19 protein-coding genes (1 of these 19 only partly in view) are annotated in these 23,615 nt (G+C 40.0%); 8 read left to right on the top strand and 11 right to left on the bottom strand.

Translation table 11 applies throughout. The features are described 5' to 3' along the window. Window positions 1–74: 74 nt before the first annotated feature. Window positions 75–2,066: an excinuclease ABC subunit UvrB gene (gene uvrB / locus AUF14_RS05135; protein WP_016179192.1), complete on the bottom strand. Its 1,992-nt coding sequence runs from the start codon at window positions 2,064–2,066 to the stop codon at window positions 75–77. Between the two features lie 244 nt (window positions 2,067–2,310). On the opposite strand from uvrB, the gene AUF14_RS05130 reads away from it, so the two are divergent. After that, on the top strand, window positions 2,311–4,476 hold the full coding sequence (locus AUF14_RS05130; RefSeq protein ID WP_048718852.1) for an amino acid ABC transporter substrate-binding protein/permease: 2,166 nt from the start codon (window positions 2,311–2,313) through the stop codon (window positions 4,474–4,476). A 12-nt stretch (window positions 4,477–4,488) separates the two neighbouring features. Beyond that, window positions 4,489–5,226 (top strand): amino acid ABC transporter ATP-binding protein, encoded by a 738-nt coding sequence (locus tag AUF14_RS05125; protein ID WP_034877127.1) that lies wholly within the window; start codon window positions 4,489–4,491, stop codon window positions 5,224–5,226. A gap of 20 nt (window positions 5,227–5,246) precedes the next feature. Here the strand turns inward: AUF14_RS05125 and AUF14_RS05120 are convergent, their stop codons facing one another. Further along, complete coding sequence (locus AUF14_RS05120) at window positions 5,247–6,290, bottom strand: glycerol dehydrogenase (protein ID WP_016179195.1); 1,044 nt, start codon at window positions 6,288–6,290, stop codon at window positions 5,247–5,249. A gap of 120 nt (window positions 6,291–6,410) precedes the next feature. After that, entirely contained in the window at window positions 6,411–7,598 is a 1,188-nt protein-coding gene (gene tuf, locus AUF14_RS05115) for an elongation factor Tu (RefSeq protein ID WP_016179196.1), read from the bottom strand. 348 nt (window positions 7,599–7,946) lie between these two features. On the opposite strand from tuf, the gene AUF14_RS05110 reads away from it, so the two are divergent. Genes AUF14_RS05110 through AUF14_RS05100 form a run of 3 tightly spaced genes read left to right on the top strand, consistent with a single transcriptional unit; the run spans window position 7,947 to window position 9,620 of the window. After that, window positions 7,947–8,222 (top strand): hypothetical protein, encoded by a 276-nt coding sequence (locus AUF14_RS05110; RefSeq protein ID WP_016179197.1) that lies wholly within the window; start codon window positions 7,947–7,949, stop codon window positions 8,220–8,222. Between the two features lies 1 nt (window position 8,223). After that, window positions 8,224–8,862 carry an ABC transporter ATP-binding protein gene (locus tag AUF14_RS05105; protein ID WP_016179198.1) on the top strand — a complete coding sequence of 213 codons (639 nt, stop codon included), beginning with the start codon at window positions 8,224–8,226 and terminating at the stop codon, window positions 8,860–8,862. After that, window positions 8,859–9,620, top strand: coding sequence for an ABC transporter permease (locus AUF14_RS05100; protein WP_016179199.1), 762 nt, complete (start codon window positions 8,859–8,861; stop codon window positions 9,618–9,620). The genes AUF14_RS05105 and AUF14_RS05100 overlap by 4 nt, the downstream gene beginning before the upstream one ends. 44 nt (window positions 9,621–9,664) lie before the next feature. On the opposite strand, the gene ilvA is transcribed toward AUF14_RS05100, so the two are convergent. From ilvA to AUF14_RS05065, 7 genes are all read right to left on the bottom strand, one after another. Beyond that, entirely contained in the window at window positions 9,665–10,921 is a 1,257-nt protein-coding gene (ilvA, locus tag AUF14_RS05095; RefSeq protein WP_016179200.1) for a threonine ammonia-lyase IlvA, read from the bottom strand. 14 nt (window positions 10,922–10,935) lie between these two features. Beyond that, entirely contained in the window at window positions 10,936–11,931 is a 996-nt protein-coding gene (gene ilvC, locus AUF14_RS05090) for a ketol-acid reductoisomerase (RefSeq protein ID WP_016179201.1), read from the bottom strand. A gap of 60 nt (window positions 11,932–11,991) precedes the next feature. Next, entirely contained in the window at window positions 11,992–12,468 is a 477-nt protein-coding gene (ilvN, locus tag AUF14_RS05085; RefSeq protein WP_016179202.1) for an acetolactate synthase small subunit, read from the bottom strand. Window position 12,469: 1 nt separating this feature from the next. Continuing rightward, window positions 12,470–14,182: a biosynthetic-type acetolactate synthase large subunit gene (ilvB, locus tag AUF14_RS05080; RefSeq protein WP_172702658.1), complete on the bottom strand. Its 1,713-nt coding sequence runs from the start codon at window positions 14,180–14,182 to the stop codon at window positions 12,470–12,472. Window positions 14,183–14,330: 148 nt separating this feature from the next. Continuing rightward, the gene (ilvD, locus tag AUF14_RS05075; RefSeq protein ID WP_016179204.1) at window positions 14,331–16,016 is read right to left on the bottom strand and encodes a dihydroxy-acid dehydratase; all 1,686 of its coding nucleotides are present in this window, start codon (window positions 16,014–16,016) and stop codon (window positions 14,331–14,333) included. 496 nt (window positions 16,017–16,512) lie between these two features. Then, window positions 16,513–18,318 (bottom strand): ABC transporter ATP-binding protein, encoded by a 1,806-nt coding sequence (locus tag AUF14_RS05070; RefSeq protein ID WP_016179205.1) that lies wholly within the window; start codon window positions 18,316–18,318, stop codon window positions 16,513–16,515. Beyond that, entirely contained in the window at window positions 18,299–20,041 is a 1,743-nt protein-coding gene (locus AUF14_RS05065; RefSeq protein WP_016179206.1) for an ABC transporter ATP-binding protein, read from the bottom strand. The genes AUF14_RS05070 and AUF14_RS05065 overlap by 20 nt, the downstream gene beginning before the upstream one ends. A gap of 75 nt (window positions 20,042–20,116) precedes the next feature. Between AUF14_RS05065 and AUF14_RS05060 the strand changes: the two genes are divergently transcribed. The 3 genes from AUF14_RS05060 (at window position 20,117) to AUF14_RS05050 (ending at window position 23,152) form a co-directional block, all read left to right on the top strand. Continuing rightward, window positions 20,117–20,950, top strand: a complete 834-nt coding sequence (locus AUF14_RS05060) for a MerR family DNA-binding transcriptional regulator (protein WP_016179207.1) — start codon at window positions 20,117–20,119, stop codon at window positions 20,948–20,950. Between the two features lie 480 nt (window positions 20,951–21,430). Further along, window positions 21,431–22,597, top strand: coding sequence for an RNA-splicing ligase RtcB (locus tag AUF14_RS05055; RefSeq protein ID WP_016179208.1), 1,167 nt, complete (start codon window positions 21,431–21,433; stop codon window positions 22,595–22,597). A 204-nt stretch (window positions 22,598–22,801) separates the two neighbouring features. Further along, window positions 22,802–23,152, top strand: coding sequence for an MATE family efflux transporter (locus AUF14_RS05050; RefSeq protein WP_016179209.1), 351 nt, complete (start codon window positions 22,802–22,804; stop codon window positions 23,150–23,152). Window positions 23,153–23,316: 164 nt separating this feature from the next. Here the strand turns inward: AUF14_RS05050 and AUF14_RS05045 are convergent, their stop codons facing one another. Further along, window positions 23,317–23,615, bottom strand: partial view of an isochorismatase family cysteine hydrolase gene (locus AUF14_RS05045; RefSeq protein ID WP_016179210.1) — the 3' portion only. 220 nt of this gene lie beyond the right edge of the window; 299 of the gene's 519 nt are visible here — the last part of the coding sequence; its start codon lies off the right edge, out of view; the stop codon is at window positions 23,317–23,319.

Genomic DNA, 23,615 nt, shown 5'->3' with positions numbered 1-23,615 from the left:
TGCCTTATTAATTTTATTTCACTAAGATTAGCAAGGCAGCAAAGCGGAATCATACTCTTACTAATTAGATTTGTCTATTCTGCTGCTTTTAGCTCTAGAATCGTATCTCGTAAGGTTGCAGCAGTCTCAAAATCAAGTGTCTTAGCAGCTTCACGCATTTCGTCTTCCATTTTAGCGATAAGTTCTTTTCGTTCGGATTTAGAAAGCTCGTCAAATGAAGTGGCGTCATATGACTCAGTATCATCTGCGACTTTACTGATCGAGATCAAATCACGAATTTCTTTAATGATTGTCTTCGGCACGATTCCGTGTTCTTCATTATACTGTTCTTGAATACTGCGACGTCGTGACGTTTCATCCATTGCTCGTTGCATCGAATCCGTCACTTTATCAGCATACATAATAACTTTACCTTCTGAGTTACGGGCTGCTCGACCAATCGTTTGAACGAGCGATCGTTCACTTCGCAGGAATCCTTCCTTGTCAGCGTCTAAGATTGCAACCAACGAAACTTCCGGCACATCCAACCCTTCACGCAGTAAGTTAATTCCCACAAGTACATCAAACTTCCCTAAACGCAGATCTCGAATGATCTCAGTCCGTTCCAGTGTTTTAATATCACTGTGAAGATACTTGACTTTGATTCCTAGCTCTTTGAAATAGTCTGTCAAATCTTCGGACATTTTTTTCGTTAAGGTCGTAACAAAAACACGCTCATTTCGTTCAGAACGCTCATTAATTTCACCAACAAGATCATCGATTTGCCCCATAATCGGGCGCACTTCAATGACCGGATCCAATAACCCGGTTGGACGAATAATTTGTTCTACCACAGTATCTGTTTCTTCATGTTCATAAGGTCCTGGTGTCGCTGAAACATAAACAATCTGATTGACCCGTTCTTCAAATTCTTCCAGACGTAAAGGACGATTGTCTAATGCTGATGGTAAGCGGAATCCATAATCTACAAGCATTTGCTTCCGCGCACGGTCACCATTATACATTCCGCGAACTTGAGGCATCGTCACATGTGACTCATCGACTACAAGTAAGAAATCTTCAGGGAAGAAGTCTATTAAGGTATAAGGCGGTTCCCCTTCTTTACGACCATCCATATGTCTAGAATAGTTTTCGATTCCTGATGTATAGCCCATTTCTCGCAGCATTTCGATATCGTAATTCGTTCGTTGTTCTAGGCGCTGTGCTTCTAGTAATTTATTATCATTGCGTAATACTTCTAAGCGATCTTCTAATTCTTTTTGAATATTGCTGATGGCTACTTCCATATGCCCTTCATTCGTTAAGAAGTGAGTTGCAGGAAATATTGCGACATGCTCCGTTTCTCCCGTAATTTCTCCAGTTAGAGCATCAACTTCACGGATACGTTCGATCTCATCACCAAAAAATTCCACACGTAAAGCACGCTCGTCACGTGATGCGGGGAATATTTCTACTACATCACCACGAACGCGAAAGCGTCCACGTTGAAAATCAATATCGTTTCGCTCAAATTGAATATCGATTAAATTTCGCAACAGTTGATTTCGATCCATTTCCATTCCCACCCGCAATGAAACTACTTGTTCTAAATATTCCTTCGGCGAACCCAAACCAAAGATACAAGAAACCGACGCCACTACAATCACATCATTTCGTTCCAGCAAAGCGCTAGTTGCCGAGTGACGCAGCTTATCGATTTCGTCATTGATACTCGAATCCTTTTCAATATAAGTATCACTTGATGGTACATATGCCTCCGGCTGATAGTAATCATAATAGCTGACAAAATACTCCACCGCGTTGTTAGGAAAGAATTCCTTAAACTCACCATATAATTGTCCCGCCAATGTCTTGTTATGGGCAATAATCAAGGTTGGTTTATTGACTTCTTTAATGACATTAGAAATTGTGTATGTTTTCCCAGTACCGGTAGCTCCTAAAAGTATTTGTGCTTTTTTTCCATCGACGATTCCTTCGGCTAACTGTGTAATGGCCTCGGGCTGATCGCCAGCAGGCTGATATTTTGAATGAAGATCGAACGTGTTGTCCGTTACTCTTTCAATCATACAAAAATCCCCCTTTTCTATTAAATAAACAAAGATTTTCCATTTCAAAATTATAGCATACCGAACATATTTTCGCCATTTTTTATTCTTGCCATAAAAAGTTCTTAACAATCGATATGTTACCTTTTCTTACATTTCATGTTATAAAAATTTTGCTTTTTTTCTTTCCACCAATGAACCCTCTTGTATTTTATCCTTAAACTAACATATAATAAACAAATGATAAGTATATAGGAGGATTATTATGAGAAAAAACAAATTAATTCCATTCGTCGTTTTTTTGATGGCAAGTATTTTTACACTTGGCTTTGCCAATAAGACCGACGCCGCGGAAAAGACATATAAAATCGGAACGGACTTAACATTTGCGCCTTTCGAATTTCAAAACTCCGATGGCGAATACATAGGAATCGATGTTGATTTAATCAACCAAATCGCCAAAGATCAAAATTTCAAAGTGGACTTACGCCCCTTAGGTTTTGACAGTTCAATCCAAGGAGTTCAGTCAGATCAGCTTGACGGTATGATTGCTGGAATGAGTATTACAGATGAACGGAAAAAAACTTTTGACTTTTCAGAACCATACTTTGACAGCGGTATCCAGATGGCTGTCAAAAACGACAACAATGATATCAAGGACTACAAGGATTTAAAGGGTAAAACCGTTTCTGCAAAAATCGGTACAGAAAGTGCGACTTTCTTAGAGCAGAATAAAGACAAATATGGTTATGAAATTAAACTATATGAAGCGGCTGACGCAATGTACAACGCCTTAACCAATGGAAATTCCGTTGCGATCTTCGATGACTATCCCGTTTTAGGTTATGCTGTAACTAATGGACAGCCCTTCAAATTGGTAGGAGAGCCAGAAAAAGGCAGTTCTTATGGTTTTGCTGTTAAGAAAGGTGAAAACAAAGAATTATTAAAGAAATTTAATCAGGGATTGAAGGATTTAAAGAAAGACGGCAGCTATGATAAAATCGTTGCAAAATATATTTCAACTGGTTCTGGTGATCAAGCCGCAGCTTCAGATGAAATGAAGAAAATTGAACCGAAAAAAGATGTTTACGTGGTTGCTAGCGATTCTGCTTTTGCACCATTTGAGTACAAAGATAGTGATGGAAAATACAAAGGAATCGATGTCGATTTGCTAAAACGAGCAGCTGAACTGCAAGGTTTTAAATTAGATATGAAGTTTATCGGCTTCTCTTCTGCTATGCAGGCTCTTGAATCGGGGCAAGCTGATGGCATGATTGCTGGGATGACTATTACAGATGAACGTAAGGCCAACTATGATTTCTCCGATCCTTACTTCCAAAGTGGGATTCAATTAGCCGTTGCAAAAGACAATAAAGATATCAAATCTTACAAAGATTTAAAAGATAAAACAGTTGGGGCCAAAGTTGGTACTGAAAGTGCTGATTTTCTGGAAGCACACAAGAAAGAATATGGGTATAACGTCAAGAGCTTCGATGCTGCCGATCAATTATATGATGCATTGAAGGTTGGATCAATTGATGCCATGATGGATGACTACCCTGTTATCGGTTATGCCGTAAATCAAGGGCAAAACTTGAAAACACCGATCAAACGTGAAATTGGCGGGGAGTATGGTTTTGCAGTTAAAAAAGGGCAAAATGCTGAGCTTCGTGAAATGTTCACCGAAGCTTTAAAAGAGATGAAACGAACTGGCGAATACGATGAGATCGTGAATAAATACATTGGTACTGAAAAGGAAGAGAAAAAAGATGCTGTGGATGAATCAACGATCACCGGCTTATTAAAAAACAACTATAAATCATTGTTGGATGGTTTATGGAAGACGATCGTTTTAGCTTTAGTCTCATTTGCTCTCGCATTGGTATTAGGAGTAATCTTCGGACTGTTCCGTGTCTCACCTGTTCGAGGTCTACGCACTTTTGCAGGTATTTATATCGACATTATTCGTGGTATTCCAATGATGGTATTAGCCTTCTTTATTTTCTTCGGCTTACCTGGGATTACAGGCATCAAAATTCCTGATTTCGCAGCTGGGATTATTACTTTAACCTTGAACGCAAGTGCATACATCGCTGAAATTGTTCGTGGTGGTATCAATGCTGTTCCAGTTGGGCAAATGGAGGCTTCGCGCAGCTTAGGTCTATCGTACAATCGCACCATGCAGAAAATTATTTTACCGCAGGCTGTGAAAATTATGATCCCTTCTTTCATCAATCAATTTGTTATCAGTTTGAAGGATACAACGATCATTTCCGCAATTGGTGTGGTAGAATTACTGCAAACTGGTAAGATCATTGTAGCTCGAACCACACAAAGTTCTTACGTTTACTTGATCATTGCGATTATGTACTTGATCTTGATCACGATCTTGACTAAGTTAGCGAACCGTTTAGAAAAGAAGGTGAAATAGATGGAAAAAATGATGGATAATAAAATCGTCGTCAATCATTTAGTTAAAAAATTCGGAGACAATACTGTTTTAAATGACTTAAATATCACTATCAGTGAAGGTGAAGTGGTCTGCATCATCGGACCATCTGGTTCTGGGAAAAGTACGTTCTTACGTTGTATGAACCACTTAGAAGAACCTACTTCAGGTGAGATCATTATTGATGGACAGGATCTGACAGATAAACATACAGATATCAATTTGGTGCGTCAGCACATTGGAATGGTTTTCCAACATTTCAATTTGTTCCCTCACCTGACTGTATTAGAAAACATCACATTAGCCCCTCTTGATTTAAAGGGGGAATCAAAAGAGTCTGCTGACAAACGTGGCGTTGAACTACTAACACAAGTTGGGCTTGCAGAAAAGAAAAATGACTATCCAGACAGTTTATCAGGTGGTCAAAAGCAGCGTGTGGCGATTGCGCGTGCGTTAGCCATGAATCCTGATATTATGTTGTTTGACGAACCTACTTCGGCGCTTGACCCAGAAATGGTTGGGGACGTACTAAAGGTTATGAAGGATTTGGCCTTACAAGGGATGACCATGGTGATCGTTACCCACGAAATGGGCTTTGCTAAAGAAGTAGCGGACCGTGTAATCTTTACAGATGGCGGAAAAATATTAGAAGATGGCACGCCAGAACAGGTCTTCAATAATCCTCACAATCCAAGAACACAAGATTTCTTAAATAAAGTGTTGAATATTTAACAAAAACCCGTGAAATCATTTTAGATTTCACGGGTTTTTCTAAATGTCAGCAGATTTTTATAAACATTAGTTTTTGTAGCTGGCGAGTGACTGCGAAGGATTCCATCTTCTGGTGAAAAAGCAAGCTCAGTGACTTTCTTTAACTCTTCAGCTGCTGGAAAAATTGATAGCTCCTCATAAAAGTTCGGCAGTGCTAATTTTTCAAATAGCGTTTGATAGCGTGCAAGCTCTTCTTCTCGTCCCTCAATTCGTAATTGCTGCAAAGTGGTCAACGCGATGATTTGACCGTGACTTCCCTTTATCTCGTTTCCCCACAGACTGACCATCGCATTATGCAGTGCATGAGCGATACTTAATCCGCCAGATTCAAAACCGATTCCACTTAATAATGTATTCGCTTCAACTACAGCTTCGAAGGCCGGTGTAATTATATGTTTTTCATTTGCCTCCACTGCCTCCTCAGCAAATTCAAGCAACACCTCGCGACATTTTTCCGCAATTGCTTCAGCTGCCAATGTCGGCGCAGCACCTAAAGTATTCACACCACTATTTTCTCGTACTGTTCTTGCTTCAATTGAAGTCGATAACCCATCTGCGATTCCCGCCGTCAAAAAATGAACCGGACTATTGATTAAAATTGCTGTATCAATTAAAACAAGATCAGGACTTTTAGCATAATAGGAATATTTCTCGAAATAACCGTTATGGTATTTCACCGAGATACGTGATGTTGGCGCGTCGGTTGCTGCCGATGTAGGAACAACGATACAGGACGCATTTGATTCAAAAGCCAACGCCTTTCCTAAATCAATCGCCCGACCACCGCCTAAAGCAACAATATAATCGAACGTTTCACTTGGTCTATCTTCTTCTATTACCCATACAAACATTTCTCCGCCTAGCTTCGTTAGTTTCTGGTACAATCGTTCTCCCAGCATTTGATAAACAAAACCATCAGTTACAATTAAACCTTTTTGACCAAAAGCTAGAATATCTTCTAAGTGATTCCACAGAACATTTTCTCCCTGACGATAAGTCATAGGACTAACAAACACTTTTTCCATAGGCTCTCCTTTTTATCCCGTTTAAAAATATCATAGCAATCAAATAAAATAGGCGCAAGGCGAGTTTTAAAGAACACAAAAAACACGCAACGACTAGCGTTGCGTGTTAATCAATTCTATTTATGCTTCGATTTCAGTTACGATACCTGAACCAACGGTACGTCCGCCCTCACGAATAGAGAAAGTCGTTCCTTTTTCTACCGCAATTGGGTGAATCAATTCAACGTCGATTGTAACGTTATCCCCAGGCATAACCATTTCAGTTCCTTCTGGCAATGCGATGTTTCCGGTAACGTCAGTTGTACGGAAATAGAATTGAGGACGATAGTTGTTGAAGAATGGTGTATGACGTCCACCTTCTTCTTTCGTCAATACGTAAACTTCTGCACTGAATTTTGTATGTGGTGTGATTGAACCTGGTTTAGCTAAGACTTGACCACGTTCGATTTCATCACGTGTAATCCCACGTAATAGAACCCCAACGTTATCGCCAGCTTCACCATAATCTAAAGTTTTACGGAACATTTCAAGTCCAGTTACGACTGCTTTTTGAATTTCAGGTTTGATCCCGATGATTTCAACTTCATCGCCGACTTTAACTTCACCACGATCAATCCGTCCAGACGCTACAGTCCCACGACCAGTGATAGAAAATACATCTTCGACTGGTAACAAGAATGGCTTGTCAGTGTCACGTTCTGGAGTTGGGATATATTCGTCAACTGTATCCATTAAATCAAGGATTACTTGTTCTTGTTCAGGATCGCCTTCTAATGCTTTCAAAGCTGAACCTTTGAGAACTGGAATATCGTCACCTGGGAAACCATATTCAGAAAGTAATTCACGGACTTCCATTTCAACTAGATCGATCAATTCTTCATCATCGACTAAATCAACTTTGTTTAAAAATACGATTAAGTGTTTAACACCCACTTGCCGTGATAGCAAAATATGTTCACGTGTTTGCGGCATTGGACCATCAGTAGCTGATACTACTAGGATTGCACCATCCATTTGAGCCGCACCGGTGATCATGTTTTTCACATAGTCCGCGTGTCCTGGAGCATCAATATGAGCATAGTGGCGTTTTTCAGTTTCATATTCAACGTGTGCAGTGTTGATAGTGATTCCACGTTCACGTTCTTCGGGTGCAGCATCGATACTAGCATAGTCTTGAGGGTTTGCTAGACCTTTCTTACCTAATACCGTTGTGATTGCTGCCGTTAAAGTTGTTTTCCCATGGTCGACGTGACCAATGGTACCAATATTAACGTGTGGTTTACTTCTATCGTAATGTTCTTTTGCCATAATAAACAAACCTCCTAATAAGTGTAAAAATTCTTACGGATATAGTGTAAAACATTTTGAGTTAAATGAAAAAGATTTACACTTTTTTACTTTTTGTAAGTAACTATCCGAAATCATAATACATCAGAATTGGTCAAACTCCAAATGATATGTTTTGCTTTTTATCAAAAAAAGAAAATTACTAGAAAAAACTCTGAAAACGCAAGAAACTCAATCTCACCTACTTTTCAGGAAATTAGTAAGTTATAATAGGCTCAATAAGTGTACAGAAGTAAAAAAGACTGGTTTAATAGAATTGGCTTTTTTGATGATAGGACTTTGAAGAGAAATAATGAATGGAGGATATTCATGGAAAATTTTCAAGAAAAACTAGCTCAGCTTCCAACTGAAATAAAAAGAGCTTGGAGTGTTGGCTTTGTTTTTATTAAGGAAAATGATCACTACTGGCATTTTCCAGCAAGACAATGGAGCGAACAACAGATTCAAGACTATTTTTTAGATCGTTTTGGAAAAACAAGTACCTTTAAACTTTATCCTAAACTAAAGCTAAAACATTTAATCGTGAAGAATATGCCTGCACTTTTGGTAGTCGTTCCTTATGAACCTAGAAAGGAAAGTATTTGATATGGTTTTATTAAAACTGGATGCTGTCAGTTATCAAAGTGATCAGCGAATCATTTTAGATCAGATTTCTTTGATAGTAGAACAAGGAGCTTTCTTAACAATTTCGGGTCCTTCAGGAGGAGGAAAAAGTACATTACTTCGATTGATTGCTTCGTTGCTAACTCCAACCAGTGGCGAAATTCTTTTTCAGGGAAAGTCTCAGCAACAATACGACTATACCGAATACCGTCAACAGGTCTCCTATTGTTTTCAGCAACCTTCATTATTTGGTGAAACTGTACTGGACAATTTAACTCTGCCTTATACTATTAGGAACCTTACTCCTGATCAAAGCAAAATGATGGAACATTTAGAAATGGTCGATCTGCCAAAGGAATATCTGACTAAAAATATTTCTGAGCTATCTGGTGGTGAACGTCAACGAGTAGCACTGATCCGCAACATTTTATTTTTGCCGCAGATTTTGTTATTGGATGAGGTAACGACAGGTTTGGATGAACAAACAAAGAGAATCATTCATCGCTTAATCAAAAACATTCAACAAAAGGGCTGTACGATCTTACAGGTGACGCATGATGAAGCAGAGATCCAAGAAGCAGAAAAATTACTACTTATCCAAGGAGGGAAACTTAAACAATGAATCAATTAGCTGTCAATGATCTTTCTTTAGTCTTAGCTTTTGCATTAGTACTAATCGCTGTTGTCATTAGTTCCAAAGAAAAATTGAATTTATCGAAAGACATCTTTCTTAGTATTATCCGAGCTATCATCCAATTAGTTATTGTTGGTTATTTATTAAAATATATTTTTCAAGTTAACAATGATCTTTTGACAATCGCAATGAGTTTATTCATTGTATTCAATGCTGCTTGGAATGCCCATAAGAGAAATCCCAGTCTTCATAAAAAATATCTTCATTCATTAGCAGCAATTTTTATTAGCACTTATACTACTCTTGGCGTATTGATTTTCGCTGGAGCTATTAAATTTATTCCTTCTCAAATCGTTCCTATCACTGGAATGATCGCCAGCAACTCAATGGTAGCAATCGGTCTATGCTATCGGGCGTTGAATACTCAATTTCACGACTTAAGACAACAGGTGTTAGAAAAATTGGCGCTGGGAGCTTCAATCAAGTTGGCTTCTAAACCGATCCTACAGCAAAGTATCAAAACCGCCATGCAGCCTACCATTGATTCTGCTAAAACAGTAGGTCTCGTTAGTTTGCCAGGCATGATGTCAGGATTGATTTTCGCTGGACTAGATCCAGTCCACGCAATCAAATATCAAATTATGGTCACCTTTATGCTGCTTTCGGCTACAAGTTTAGGCTCTATAATAGGCGGTTATACTGCCTATAAAAATTATTTTAATTCTAATCATCAATTGATCATATAAAAAAAGGAACTCCGAAAATTATCTCTTTCGGGTTCCTTTTTTAATCAAACCAATAAATTATAAAGGGTCTTATGTTGACTTAATTCGATATAGGTCGAATCAAATTCTTTTAACCGCTTCAATAAATCTGGCAAGGTTTCAGGCTTCTTCAATAGCACACCAATTACCACTGGTCCAGTGCCACGATTACTTTTCTTCGTATATTCGAAACGTGTAATATCATCGCCCTCACCTAAGACCTCTGATACAAATTCCTTCAATGCTCCTGGACGTTGCGGAAAATTCACGACAAAGTAATGCTTCAAGCCTTCATAAATCAACGAACGCTCTTCGATCTCAGCCATTCGGTTAATATCGTTGTTTCCACCACTGATAACACAGATCACTGTTTTCCCTTTGATCTGGTCTTTCATCAAATCTAAAGCAGCCACACTCATAGCGCCCGCTGGTTCAACTACTATGGCTTGTTTACCATACAAATCTAAGATAGTTGAACAGATTAAGCCTTCATCAACTGACATCAGTTCGTCAACATATTCCCTACTATGAGAATATGTGATTTCACCGACACGTTGAACTGCTGCTCCATCGACGAATTTATCGATCTCGGTTAGTTTAACTGGCTGCTCTTCCTCAAAGGCTGCCTGCATCGAAGCCGCTCCTTTAGGTTCAACACCTATCACTTTGGTTGTTGGTGAGGTGTTCTTCACATAAGACGCCACACCACTGATTAAGCCGCCTCCACCAATTGCTGTGATCACGAAATCAGGTTTATAACCTTCGCTTTCTGCATCAGTCATCATTTCCAAAGCCAGCGTTCCTTGACCGGCAATAATATTTTTATCATTAAAAGGATCGATAAAGGTCATGCCGTTTTCTTCGCAGTATTTTTTTGCGGCAGCAGCAGAAGCGTCAAAGGTATCGCCGACTAAATGAATATCCGCAAATTCACCACCAAAAAATCTTACTTGCGAAACTTTTTGTTGCGGTGTGGTGGTAGGCATAAAAATTGCTGCCCGCGTCTTTAATTCATGACACGTGTAAGCAACTCCCTGCGCGTGATTTCCCGCACTCGCACAAACCACACCTTTCTTCAAATCCGCCTCTGGAAGTTTCTTAATGGCATAATAAGCACCGCGTAATTTAAATGAACGAACTTTTTGCAGGTCCTCTCGCTTTAATAAAACAGTCGCTTGATATTTTTCAGATAAATAACGATCATATTGTAACGGCGTGTGGTTGACAGAGTCCTTCAATAATTGATAGGCACTGCGAACCTCAGTATCTTTGATCAATTCCATCGCTGCATCCCCCATTAATCTTTACGACTTACAAATGGCATCATTTTCCGTAACTCGCCGCCCACTTTTTCAATTTGATGTCCAGCACTTTCCTCACGCATTTTCTTGAATTCAGGGAAGCCGTTCTTATTATCGTCAATAAAGCCTTTGGCAAATTTCCCATTTTGGATATCGGTTAAAACTTCCTTCATGCCAGCTTTCGCTTGGTCGGTGATCACACGTGGTCCAGAAACATAATCGCCGTATTCCGCTGTGTTAGAAATCGAATTACGCATTTTCGCGAATCCACCCTCATAAATCAAATCAACGATTAATTTGATTTCATGACAAACTTCAAAGTATGCCAATTCAGGTTGGTAACCTGCTTCGACTAATGTTTCAAAACCAGCCTCGATCATACTGGTTAAGCCACCGCAAAGCACTGCCTGTTCGCCAAATAGATCAGTTTCAGTTTCTTCCTTAAAGGTAGTTTCCAAGACACCTACTCGTGTAGCGCCAATGCCCTTCGCATAAGATAGTGCTAAATCGCGAGCAGTTCCTGTTGCATCTTGGTGAACAGCAAACAATGCTGGTACTGCAAAGCCTTCAGTAAAGGTACGACGAACTAAATGACCGGGACCTTTTGGAGCTACTAAGAAAACATCCACATTTTTCGGTGGGTTGATAACATCAAAGTGAATATTGAAACCATGTGCGAAAACTAAAGCATCGCCATCTGCTAAATTCGGTGCGATTTCATTATCGTATAAAGCACCCTGGATTTCATCCGGAGCTAAAATCATGACTACTTCGGCTTTTTTGGTTGCTTCAGCTACCGGCAACACATCAAATCCATCTTCACGAGCAGCCTCAGCGGATTTTCCTTCTCGTACACCGATCACGACTTGATGACCCGTGTCACGTAGATTTTGTGCATGAGCATGTCCTTGAGAACCATAGCCCACCACAGCAATTGTTTTTCCTTCTAAAGCATCCTTCGCTACTGCATCATCATAATAAACTTTAACCATAATTTTTCCTCCAATTTTATAAACTATATTAATAGCAAAATCTAAAAATAGATCTTGCGTTTAACCTCTGCTAAATCCGGTTACACCGGTTCGTGCTAATTGCTTAATTCCATAAGGTCGTAAGACGTCGATACACGCGTTGACCTTTTCTGTCGAGCCAGCAACCTGTACCACGATTGTTTTCAGCCCAACATCCACGACATCTGCTCGAAATGGATCAATCATCGCTTGAATTTCTGAACGTGTTGCTGCTGGGGCGCTGACCTTGATCAACGCCAATTCTCTTTCTAAATGTGGCTCATCGGTTACATCAGAAACCTTAACCACATCGATTTGTTTATTTAATTGTTTCGTTACTTGTTCAACATCCGCTAACGTGTCAGCTTGAATGATAATCGTCATTCGGGATTCGCCGTCTCTTTCTGTCCGACCTACCGAAACACTATCCATATTTACTTGTCGGCGATTCAAAACACTCGTGATTCGACTTAACACCCCTGCTTGGTCATGAACCATTGCTGTAATCATCCGTCTCATTTTAATCAACTCCCAACATCTGATCATTCGGCATGCCAGCCGGAATCATTGGTAATACATGCTCCTTGTTGCAAATCATTACTTCAATCAGCATTGGTCCAGCAGTGGCAAACGCTTCTTGCAAATCCTTTTCTAAGGTGGTGGGATCAGTAATTTTTTTACTACCAATTCCATAGGCCTCAGCCATTTTCATGAAATCTGGCTGCTCGTGGAAAACAGATTGTGAGCGACGTTCATTGAAGAATTTCTCCTGCCATTGGCGAACCATCCCAAGTGATTGGTTGTTCAATAGAACAAACTTAATATCGAGATTATTTTGATTCAAAATTGCCAATTCTTGATTTGTCATTTGGAAACCGCCATCTCCAACGAACACAACCACAGAATCATTTGGTTTTCCGAATTTTGTTCCAATACCTGCTGGGATACCGTACCCCATCGTCCCCAAACCGCCGCTAGTAATCAATTGTTTAGAAAATTGAAAAGGATAAAACTGGGCTACCCACATTTGATGTTGGCCAACATCCGTTACAATATAGGATTTGCCTTCTGTAATGCGTCCGATAATTTCAATCACAGCTTGTGGCTTGATGACTTTTTCATTCCATTCATACTTTAAGGGATATCTTTGTTGACGCGCTTTACAAACCATGCGCCACTCTTCACAATCAGGTGCAGGAATCTCAATTGACAGCATTTGTTGAAGAGCAACTTTTGCATCCCCTACAATTGGAATATCAGTATGAATAATCTTGCCTATTTCAACTGGATCAACATCTATATGAGCAACTTTCGCGTGTGGGGCGAAAGCTTCAGGCGAACAGGCCAGACGATCATCAAAGCGACTGCCGATATTAATCAATAAATCCGTCTCCATCAGCGCCATATTTGCTGCATAGGTACCATGCATTCCGCCCATTCCTAAGAAATACGGATGGTCCTGCGGTAGCAGCCCTAAGCCTAGCAAAGTAGAAACAGTAGGTAACTGATATTTTTCAACAAACTGCCGTAATTCTTCGGCACCATCGGCAGCTACCACACCGCCGCCAACTAATACAATCGGTTTCTCAGCTTTCTTCAATAAGTTCATTAGACGTTCGATTTGTAAAATTGATGGTGTCACCGTTGGCTGATAGCTTTCTAAATGAATAACTTCATCAATCTTAGGATTTGCCTTTAACGTCGTGATATCTTTTGGCAGGTCGATTAAGACCGGGCCTTTTCTGCCTGTCGTTGCAATGTGGAAGGCTTCATTGACGATTCGTGGAAGCTCTTCAATATCCCGAACTTGATAGTTGTTTTTGGTTATTGGTACGGTAATCCCTAACATATCTGCTTCTTGGAAAGCATCTTTTCCGATTCCCGGCGTCGTTACTTGTCCTGTAATGACAACTAAAGGTACAGAATCAATCATTGCATCCGCTATCCCAGTCACTACATTGGTTGCACCTGGTCCGCTGGTAACGATTACTACTCCTGGTTTTCCTGTAGCTTTGGCATATCCTTCCGCTGCGTGGACAGCACCTTGTTCATGACGTGTGAGAATATTTGGAATCGGTTCATCGTAAAGTGAGTCATATAAGGGTAAAACGGAGCCTCCAGGATAGCCAAAAATCAATTCGACTCCTTGATTTTCCAAACACTTGATTAATAAATCCGCTCCTGAATATAGGTGTTCAACTTCTACTTCTTGTTTCATTTCTTCCACCCCCATTCCTCCTTTTAATGTATTTATTTTTCTTTCAGAAAAATAAGTCTCAAGTTCATGCCGTATATCATTCCACTAGCTTTTTTCAACTTATCTTTCTTCCTTTTTTGATTATTTCATATTGGCAACTGTGATAATCATGATGGCATTCGCTTTATTCTTCTTCTGGTAATTCCATAACGCCGCCAGTGTGCGCTGAAGTTACCATTGCTGAGTAACGAGCTAACCAGCCTTTTTTGACTTTTGGTTGGAATTTTGGTAATTTTTCTTTTCGTTTAGCCAACTCTTCCTCCGATACAGCCACATTTAGTGTGCGGGCAGTCAAATCAATCGTGATTTCATCACCATCTTGAACTAAAGCGATTGGTCCGCCTGCTGCAGCTTCTGGTGAAATATGTCCTACAGCAATTCCACGCGTTGCTCCAGAGAAGCGTCCATCAGTGATTAGTGCAACATCTTTCCCTAAGCCGCGTCCAACAATACTTGATGTCGGTGCCAACATTTCCGGCATTCCTGGTCCACCCTTCGGTCCTTCGTAACGAATAACCACGACATGTCCCTTAGTAACGGTATGATTATCGATTGCTTCAACCGCTTCGTCGTGAGAAGCAAAACAAATCGCTTTTCCTTTAAATACTTTGATACTTGGATCAACGCCGCCAACCTTGATCACACTGCCTGCTGGCGCGATATTCCCATAGAGGATTGAAAGACCTCCGACTGGACTATAAGGAGCTGTTTTCGGATGAATCACTTCTTCATTCATGATCTTGGCAGAAGCAACATTCTCTCGTAAAGTTTTGCCAGTGACTGTGATCCGATCTGAATGAATCGCACCGTCAATCGAAACTAATTCATTAATGATTGCTGGTACACCGCCTGCTTCATGAACATCGTGCATCGAATAGCTGGAAGAAGGAGCGATTTTAGATAAGTAAGGAACTCTTTTCGCAATCACATTAATATCTGATTGATCGTAATCGATTTCCGCTTCATTTGCGATGGCCAATGTGTGAAGGACTGTATTGGTTGAACCACCCATCGCCATGTCTAAGGCAAAGGCATCATCAATTGCTTCCTTGGTTACGATATCCCGTGGTTTGATTTGCTTTTTGACCAAATTCATCAAATGCTTCGCTGATTCTCGAACCAATTCACGACGCTCGTCAGAAACGGCTAGAACAGTTCCATTTCCGGGTAAAGCCAAACCTAACATCTCCAATAAACAGTTCATAGAATTTGCGGTAAACATGCCTGCACAAGAACCACAGGTCGGACAAGCATTTTGTTCCATGAACAAGAAATCTTTTTCCGTCATCTGTCCTTCTTTATATGCTCCCACAGCTTCAAACATTGAAGATAGTGTCGTTTGATGGCCTCTCGGATCAATTCCAGCTTTCATGGGACCGCCGGAACAGAAAATCGATGGTACGTTTGTTCGCATCGCGGCCATGATCATCCCTGGTGTAATCTTGTCACAGTTAGGAATGTAGAACACACCATCGAACCAATGAGCATTGATCACTGTTTCTGCTGCATCTGCAATCAGCTCACGACTTGGTAAAGAGTAGCGCATACCGATATGTCCCATTGCAATTCCGTCGTCTACACCAATCGTGTTAAATTCAAAAGGAATTCCTCCTGCTTCACGAATGGCCTCTTTAGCTACATCAGCTAGTTCTCGCAGGTGAACGTGCCCCGGTACAATATCGATATAAGAATTACAAATAGCTATAAATGGTTTATCCATATCATGGATATTTTTTACTTGGCCAGTCGCATATAATAAACTTCTGGCGGGTGCTGCATCAATTCCTTTTTTAATCTGATCACTTCTCATAGTCACATCTCCCTGCTTTTAGCCAACCCATTTTTCCAACTCAAGAAAAATGAGCTTATTTTCATGCGCATATCTTTGTACTAAGTTCTTTGCTTGATAAATTGTTATCCATCATTAGTTTTACTTTTACGCTAAATATCCTGTGAAAAGTACAACTGACAAAAAGAGCATCCCATCAATAAATGGGATGCTCTTGCAAGAATCCCATTTCTAACGCAAATAGGACTCAAACTAACGGTTGATACTACTTCCGCGTTCTAAGTCCTGGACTCAATAATTAATAAGACGATGCCATCAAAATTATTGTATTTACTCTTGCGCATAAAAATCGGCCCCTCGTTTTTCTAATAGTTTCTTAATCATTTTTTTATACTATACATTTCATAAGATTAAAAGTCAATGAATTTTCAGAATATTTTCTAACTTAGTAATTTTTTGGTTCCTCACATATCTTTCTAAAATCTATAAAAAACAAGCTCAACGATGATCGTTGAGCTTATCCGGCGAATTGACTATTATAAAGATTTGCATAGAAATCGCCTTTTTTCATTAAACTGCTGTGATTTCCCTGCTCGATAATCGAGCCGTCTTTCATCACTAAAATTAAATCGGCATTCTTAATCGTAGATAAACGATGGGCGATAACAAAGCTGGTTCGTTCAGTGGTTAATTGATCCATCGCCTGCTGAATCATCCCTTCTGTTCGTGTATCTACACTTGAAGTTGCCTCATCTAAGATCAGCAATTGCGGATCTGCCAAAATTGCCCGAGCAATTGTTAAAAGCTGTTGTTGTCCTTGTGAAATCTGAGTTCCATCGGAAGAAATGATCGTGTCATAACCATTAGGCAATGTGCGAATAAAGTGGTGACATTGAGCATCTTTTGCTGCCTGAACGATTTCTTGTCTTGTAGCATCCGGTTTCCCGTAAGCGATATTATCTGCCACTGTTCCTTCAAATAGCCATGTATCTTGCAAAACCATTCCGAATTTTTGACGAATCTCCGCACGTGAGAAATGACTGATATTCTTGCCGTCTACTTCGATTTGACCATTGGTTAGTTCGTAGAAGCGCATTAACAGATTAATCATCGTCGTTTTCCCAGCGCCTGTTGGGCCAACGATTGCGACCATTTGCTTCGGCTTCACCTTAAAATTGACATCTTCCATCAACAGCTTGTCAGGCGAATAACCAAATGCCACGTGTTTGAAGGCTACTTCACCACGCACATTTTCTGGAACCGAAAGATTCAATACTTCCTCAACCTCTTCCTCCTGATCCAAAATCTCAAAAATCCGCTCTAATGCTGCAAAAGCACTCTGCAGGCTGTTGATTACATACGAGACCTGTGTGATTGGCTCAGAAACTTGATTCACGTATTGAAGATATGCTTGAACTAAACCAATGGATAGCTGACCATTGATTACCATGATCCCTCCCACGACGGCACTAGTAACGAATCCTAACTGATTAATCAATCGAATCAACGGATTAATCGCGAAACTTACGAACTGAGCCTTTTTAAAAGCTTGAAACTGTGCTTCATTCAATTTATCCAACTCATCCGCTGTTGCTTGCTGACGATTGTAGGCCTTGATCAGTAAATTTCCTGAATAATTCTCTTCGGCCTTGGTCCCTACAGCGCCCAAAGCCGCTTGATTTTCGGAAAAATACTCTTGATTTTTGTGAGCTAAACGGTTTGTAAGAAATAGACTCACTAATAAGATGATGACAATACCCAATGTCAATAACGGACTTAAATAGATCATCACTCCCAGTCCAATTACAATCGATAAAATTGCCGAAATCATTTGCATCAAACCAACCTGTAAAACTTCTGATACCTTATCCAAATCAAGTGTCGCCCTCGTTAAGATATCACCAGTCTTATATTGATCAAAGAACTTCATAGGCAAATGATTCAGCTTTTCTGTTAGCTTTGTTCTTAAACGCAAGGTCAATGTCTCCGCGACGCTGGCCATCGTATACTCCTGTAATAAGGAGAACAGTGAAACGCCGCACCAAGCTATGAAGAGCCAGACTACGGGCTGTATCAGAGCAGCAAATAGATTTTCCATAGTTACTTGCTGTGTACGAATTAACGTGATAATCGCGTCTAATCCCCAGCCTAATATCAGTGGTGTAATAGCCATTAATGCAGCAAAACAGATGGCCGAAGCAATAATGACCGCAAAGCGCGTTTTCTGCTCAATTAATAATTTAAACAGACGAATTCCGGTCTTTTTAAATTCCTTCGGTGTTTCTGTCTCTACCTTTTTTTCATCAACTTGCTTGATGCTCATGTTTTTTCCCCTCCATTCCTTGAGACTTGGCAAATTCTTGGTAAACATGACAGGTACGAAGCAATTCTTCGTGGGTGCCTTTACCAACAATCTTTCCTTCCTCCAAAACGATAATCTGATCGGCATCTTTGATCGTCGATAGACGCTGAGCCACAATCACGATCGCAGCTTCAGCTAGATAACTTTTCAATGCCTTTCGCAGTTTGGCATCCGTTTGATAATCCAGTGCTGAAAAACTATCATCGAAGAAATACAAATCAGCTGGTTTAATTAAGGCTCTTGCGATACTCAACCGCTGCTTCTGACCTCCTGAAAAGTTGTTGCCTTTTTGTGCGACAAACGCATCGAATTGTCCATCTAAATCAGCAATAAAATCTTCGGCCTGCGCCACTTTAGCCGCCTGTTTCATTTCTTCTTCCGTCGCATATGGATTTCCAAAAAGAAAATTGTCCTTAACCGTACCGCTGAATAGAAAAGCCTTTTGCGGAACATAACTGATTCGTGCTCTCAACGATTCTTGGGTGACATTTTTGATGGTTTCCCCATGAAAACGAATTTCTCCCTTCGTCGTATCTCTCAACCGAAGCAGCGCCTTAGCAATCGTACTCTTACCCGATCCAGTACCGCCGACAATAGCGGTCACACCTTTAGGGATATCAAAGGTGATATTGGACAAGACGGCTTCCTCTGCTCCACTGTATGCAAAGTCGACATGATCAAAAATAGCAATCGGCTGATTTTCTCTTAACTCAAAAGCTGCTTTTGACCCATCAATGATTTCTTCTTGTGTATCTAATACCTCGCCAATCCGCTCTAACGAAGCCAATGCTTTTGGAATCATCACAATTACCATCGCCGCCATCGTCAAGAACCAGAGACTTAAAATTGTGTATTCGCTGATAGCTGTTAAGCTCCCAATTGGCACACTTCCTTGAAGCACCATGACGCCGCCAAAAGCCAGAACAGCTGTCATCCCTACTCCCATTACTAAATTGACTGTAGGATTCAAGACAGCAAACAGCTTATTGACCCGAATCATGACTTCTGCATAATTACTGAAGGTTTTATCCGTGCGTTTCTTTTCAAAATTATTCTTGTTAAATGCGCGAATTACTCGAACACCTGTGTAGAATTCTCTTAAAATCTGCATCATTTTATCCATTCGCTGCTGCATCACATCCGCTAAAGGAATAGCCTTTTTGATAACAGCTAGCGAAACAAGTGAAAATAGCACAATCGAGACAATCGGAATCCAGACAAAGCGCCAGGAAATTGCTCCTGTCAACACAATCGAAGCAAGACAAATCAACGGTGCAGGGATGATCATTTGAAAGACCATCATCATGATTTGTTGGATATTTGTTATATCACTCGTCGTTCGAGCCAGTAATGTCGGCGTTCCAAACTCATCCATATCCGCCATTGATAAGCGTAGTGTCTTATCTACTAAACGTTTTCGCAAAAAGTAACCAAAACGACCGGCCAAAATTGCCGAATAATAGCTGGCAATAATCGAGACAATCCCTGTTAAGACCGCAATTCCTAGCATAAATGCACCATTTCGCCAAATCGCTCCTTGATCTTGAGTTAAGATGCCTTCATCAATAATTTCAGCGACATAGTAAGGAATCATCAGTGTTCCGACCGCTTGCACAATCATTAAGATGAAGGTGCCTAAGAACATCCTTTGATATTCTTTGAAAAAGATTTTGAATAGTTTCATCTTTTTTCCCTCCTTCTCCTATGGTAGAATAAACTGTGACGTAACGTTACAGTCAAGCGAAAATGAGGATTAGTTATGAAAAAATTTTTAACGATCAGCGAGATGGCAAAATATGCAGGCATTAGCCGCCGGACTTTGATTTATTACGATCAAATCGACCTTTTCAAGCCAGCCAAGGTCGGTGAAAACGGCTATCGCTACTATGGGATTGATCAATATTTTGAATTAGACGTTATTCTCTTATTAAAAAATCTAGACGTTTCTTTGGAGGATATACATGTCTTCTTAAAAAATCGGAATGTGGATTACGTTCTTGATGGATTTATGCGACAGAAACAGAAGATTGATGAACAAATCCAAAAATTAGGTGGGATTCGCAGCGCACTAGATAGCTACATTGAACGCTATATTACATTAAAAAACTTTGATTTAGAATCCATCACTTATTCTTATCGCGAAGCGGAATCTTTCGTCATTTCTGATATCATCGAAAGCTACGACGATATTGACGCTGCCCAGATTTACGGACGTTTTTATTCCTCTGTTGACAGCAGTGATTTATTCAGTGGCTATCCGATTGGCTTTTTAGTAGATGGTTCCGCCTTTTACGAGAAAAATTTTCATGCTGCTCCCTATCGAGCTCTCGTAAAAATACCTGAAGAGCGCTTGCACATCTATAATCGGCAACGTGTTGTTAAACGACCAGCTGGAGATTATGTTTCTGGGTTTATGAAGGACGAGATTCACCATATTAATACTTTTAATAATCGCTTCAGAAATTACCTGAAGGAGAATAACTTGGAGTTAAACGGTGATATCTGGGAATTGCTATGGCAGGATGAAACGACCTCGGAACATCCCGAAGATCAAGTTTTTGAAGTTTTAATTCCGGTGAAACCTAAAGAGTAAGACTAAATAGCCTTGACACTCGATATTTAAGAATGATAGGATGAAAAAGAATTTAAGGAAGGGAGAGAGCAAGATGAGTAAGACTATCAAAATAAACCAAATACAATCGATTGATCTGTTTGATGCGTTTTATCCGAACAGAGAGTCTTCATCCATAGACTCTCTGTATTCGTAAATAAAGCCTATTTGTGAAACTGTCAATCCGATGATTGGCAGTTTTTTTGCATGTTCTGCTTTTTGCAGTTTGTAAAGTATGAGTGTTTAATCGTCGCTTTTCAACAAATATTGAGGACAAAATATCTAGCAGAATGATATGCGCACAAAAGTGAACTTCCCTGCCGTTGAGTTATCGACGACCTACAAACATGAATAATCAACAACATTGATGGAGGTGTTTCCTATGAGTGGAAAAAGAAGAAAATCAGAGAATAATACAAATTAACTGAGGGATCGATTGATTCCTCAAAGAGAGGATTCAATATGTTAACAATTAAAGGAAAATACAATACAGCAACAGTCTATACCGACATTTTAACTGACAGTACAGTCGGTCAAATCATGACTCTATGCAATCAAAAATTCGCACAAGATGCCAAAATTCGAATCATGCCAGATACTCACAGCGGCTCAAGCAGCGTTATCGGGACGACGATGACAATAAAGGATCAGGTCGTTCCCAACCTTGTCGGCGTAGACATCGGCTGCGGACTAAATGTAACTAAATTTAGAAAAGGTGTCAAACTGAATTTCGATAAATTAGATAGAATAATTCGTAATCGGATTCCCAGTGGACACCATTCTCACAGCAAGCCTTTATATAGTTTTCCCTTAGAAAACATTCAGGCGCCGATTCATCGCGGATGGGCCCTACAAAGCTTAGGAACATTAGGCGGTGGCAATCATTTCATCGAGGTCAATGAAGGCAGTGATGGATTTTATTTGGTTATTCGCAGTGGCAGCCGCGTTTTAGGCAAAGAGATCGCCGAATACCATCAGGAAATCGCCTATCAAAAGCTGACACAAATGCGGCAAGATTTAAAACTGCAAGCAAAAGCAGCGAATGAACCTGATGAAAAAGCGGATTTGATTCAGCAACGGGAAGAAATAAAAATTCCCTATGATTTATCTTATGTGTCAGATCAAGATTTGGAGAATTACCTGTCAGATATGCAGATTGCACAGCAATACGCGGTATTTAATCGTCAAAGCATGGCGCAGACGATTTTAAAAGCAATGAAATGGGAAAAGCAGGTTATTGAAAGCTTTGACAGTCCCCATAATTATATTGATTTGAAGCATATGATTTTACGTAAAGGGGCGGATTCTGCTAGAAAAAACGAGAAAATGATTGTTCCTTTAAATATGAAGGACGGTTCTATTATTGGTGTCGGAAAAGGCAATGACGAATGGAATCAATCCGGGCCCCATGGAGCTGGTCGCACAATGAGCCGCTCTCAAGCTAGAGCATCAATCAGGCTGGAAAACTACCAGCGTATGATGCGGCATGTTTGGACGACCTCTGTTTCTAAAAAAACGCTAAACGAAGCACCTAAAGCGTATAAATCAAAGAAACAGATACTGACTGATCTGCACGAAACAATGGAAGTAAAAGAAATCATCCGACCATTGTATAATTTTAAAGGTTAATTAATCGTCGGTTAAGTCCGTGGAAAAAAATTTACAAAATAAAAATTGATTAGCGTTTTCAAATTCAAAGTTGCTAAACTTTAGGTGAACGCGGAGGTAATCGGAAATACCGGATAAGCGAAATTTTTTTAAGATGATTTATCATCACGAAAAAGGATTCGCTTATCCTTTTTTGTTTGGCATTGTCATCTAAGAGGTTTTCATATGCCAAAAACTCGACACGTCACTCCCAACATCCGCAAAGAATTCGCCCGCTTTGCTATACCTGCCGTTATCGGTATGGTCGTCTCGTCCCTGTACAATATCGTTAATGGTATTTTCGTTGGACAAGGCGTTGGCGAAATGGGATTAGGCACCATCAATATCGTCTATCCCTTTATCATGCTGGAAATAGCTATCACAATGACGACTTGCCGTTTACTCGGGACCAATGACTGGCTCCTGACTTATGCCAAAGAATACATTTGGTGGATCGCTTTATTCGGGATCATCTATATGCCAGGATTGGGATTAAGTATTTTCGTTCGGAACAATAATGCGCCTTTGACTAGTTGATCACTACTCATTAATAGTTAAGCCTAAGAAAGCATTTTTGTCACATTATAATCTAGTTTATCCGTTTGTATTATTAAGAAGACCCGGAGAATAAGCCTTCGTGAATGTCGAACGTCTCAAGTCAATGACATTGTTGATTTATTTTTTTGCAGTACTGAGTTTTGCTAATCGTTTGCCAATTGTTCTATTGCTTCATGGGTTTTCGACACTTCAATACCCGCTTCAGCTAATTTTTGATTCCATGAATCAATTACTTTTTCGGCATTCTTAACAAACGTACTATGAGCATCTTCTAATAGAAACGTTTCAAAACCTCTCGATTGACTCTCTAGACAAGCGGCCTGCACACAGCCATTTGTAACAAATCCACATATGTATATCGTTTGTATATTCAGCCTTTTTAATAATTCTATAAAATTCTCCTCCGCAAAAATATTGCTTCTTTTCTTATTAAAGTAAATCG

Source organism: Enterococcus avium (assembly GCF_002891025.1).
GTDB classification, from domain to species: Bacteria; Bacillota; Bacilli; order Lactobacillales; family Enterococcaceae; genus Enterococcus_A; species Enterococcus_A avium.
Note: the sequence above shows the minus strand (reverse complement) of the source record. Positions and strands in the feature narration are given on the sequence as shown.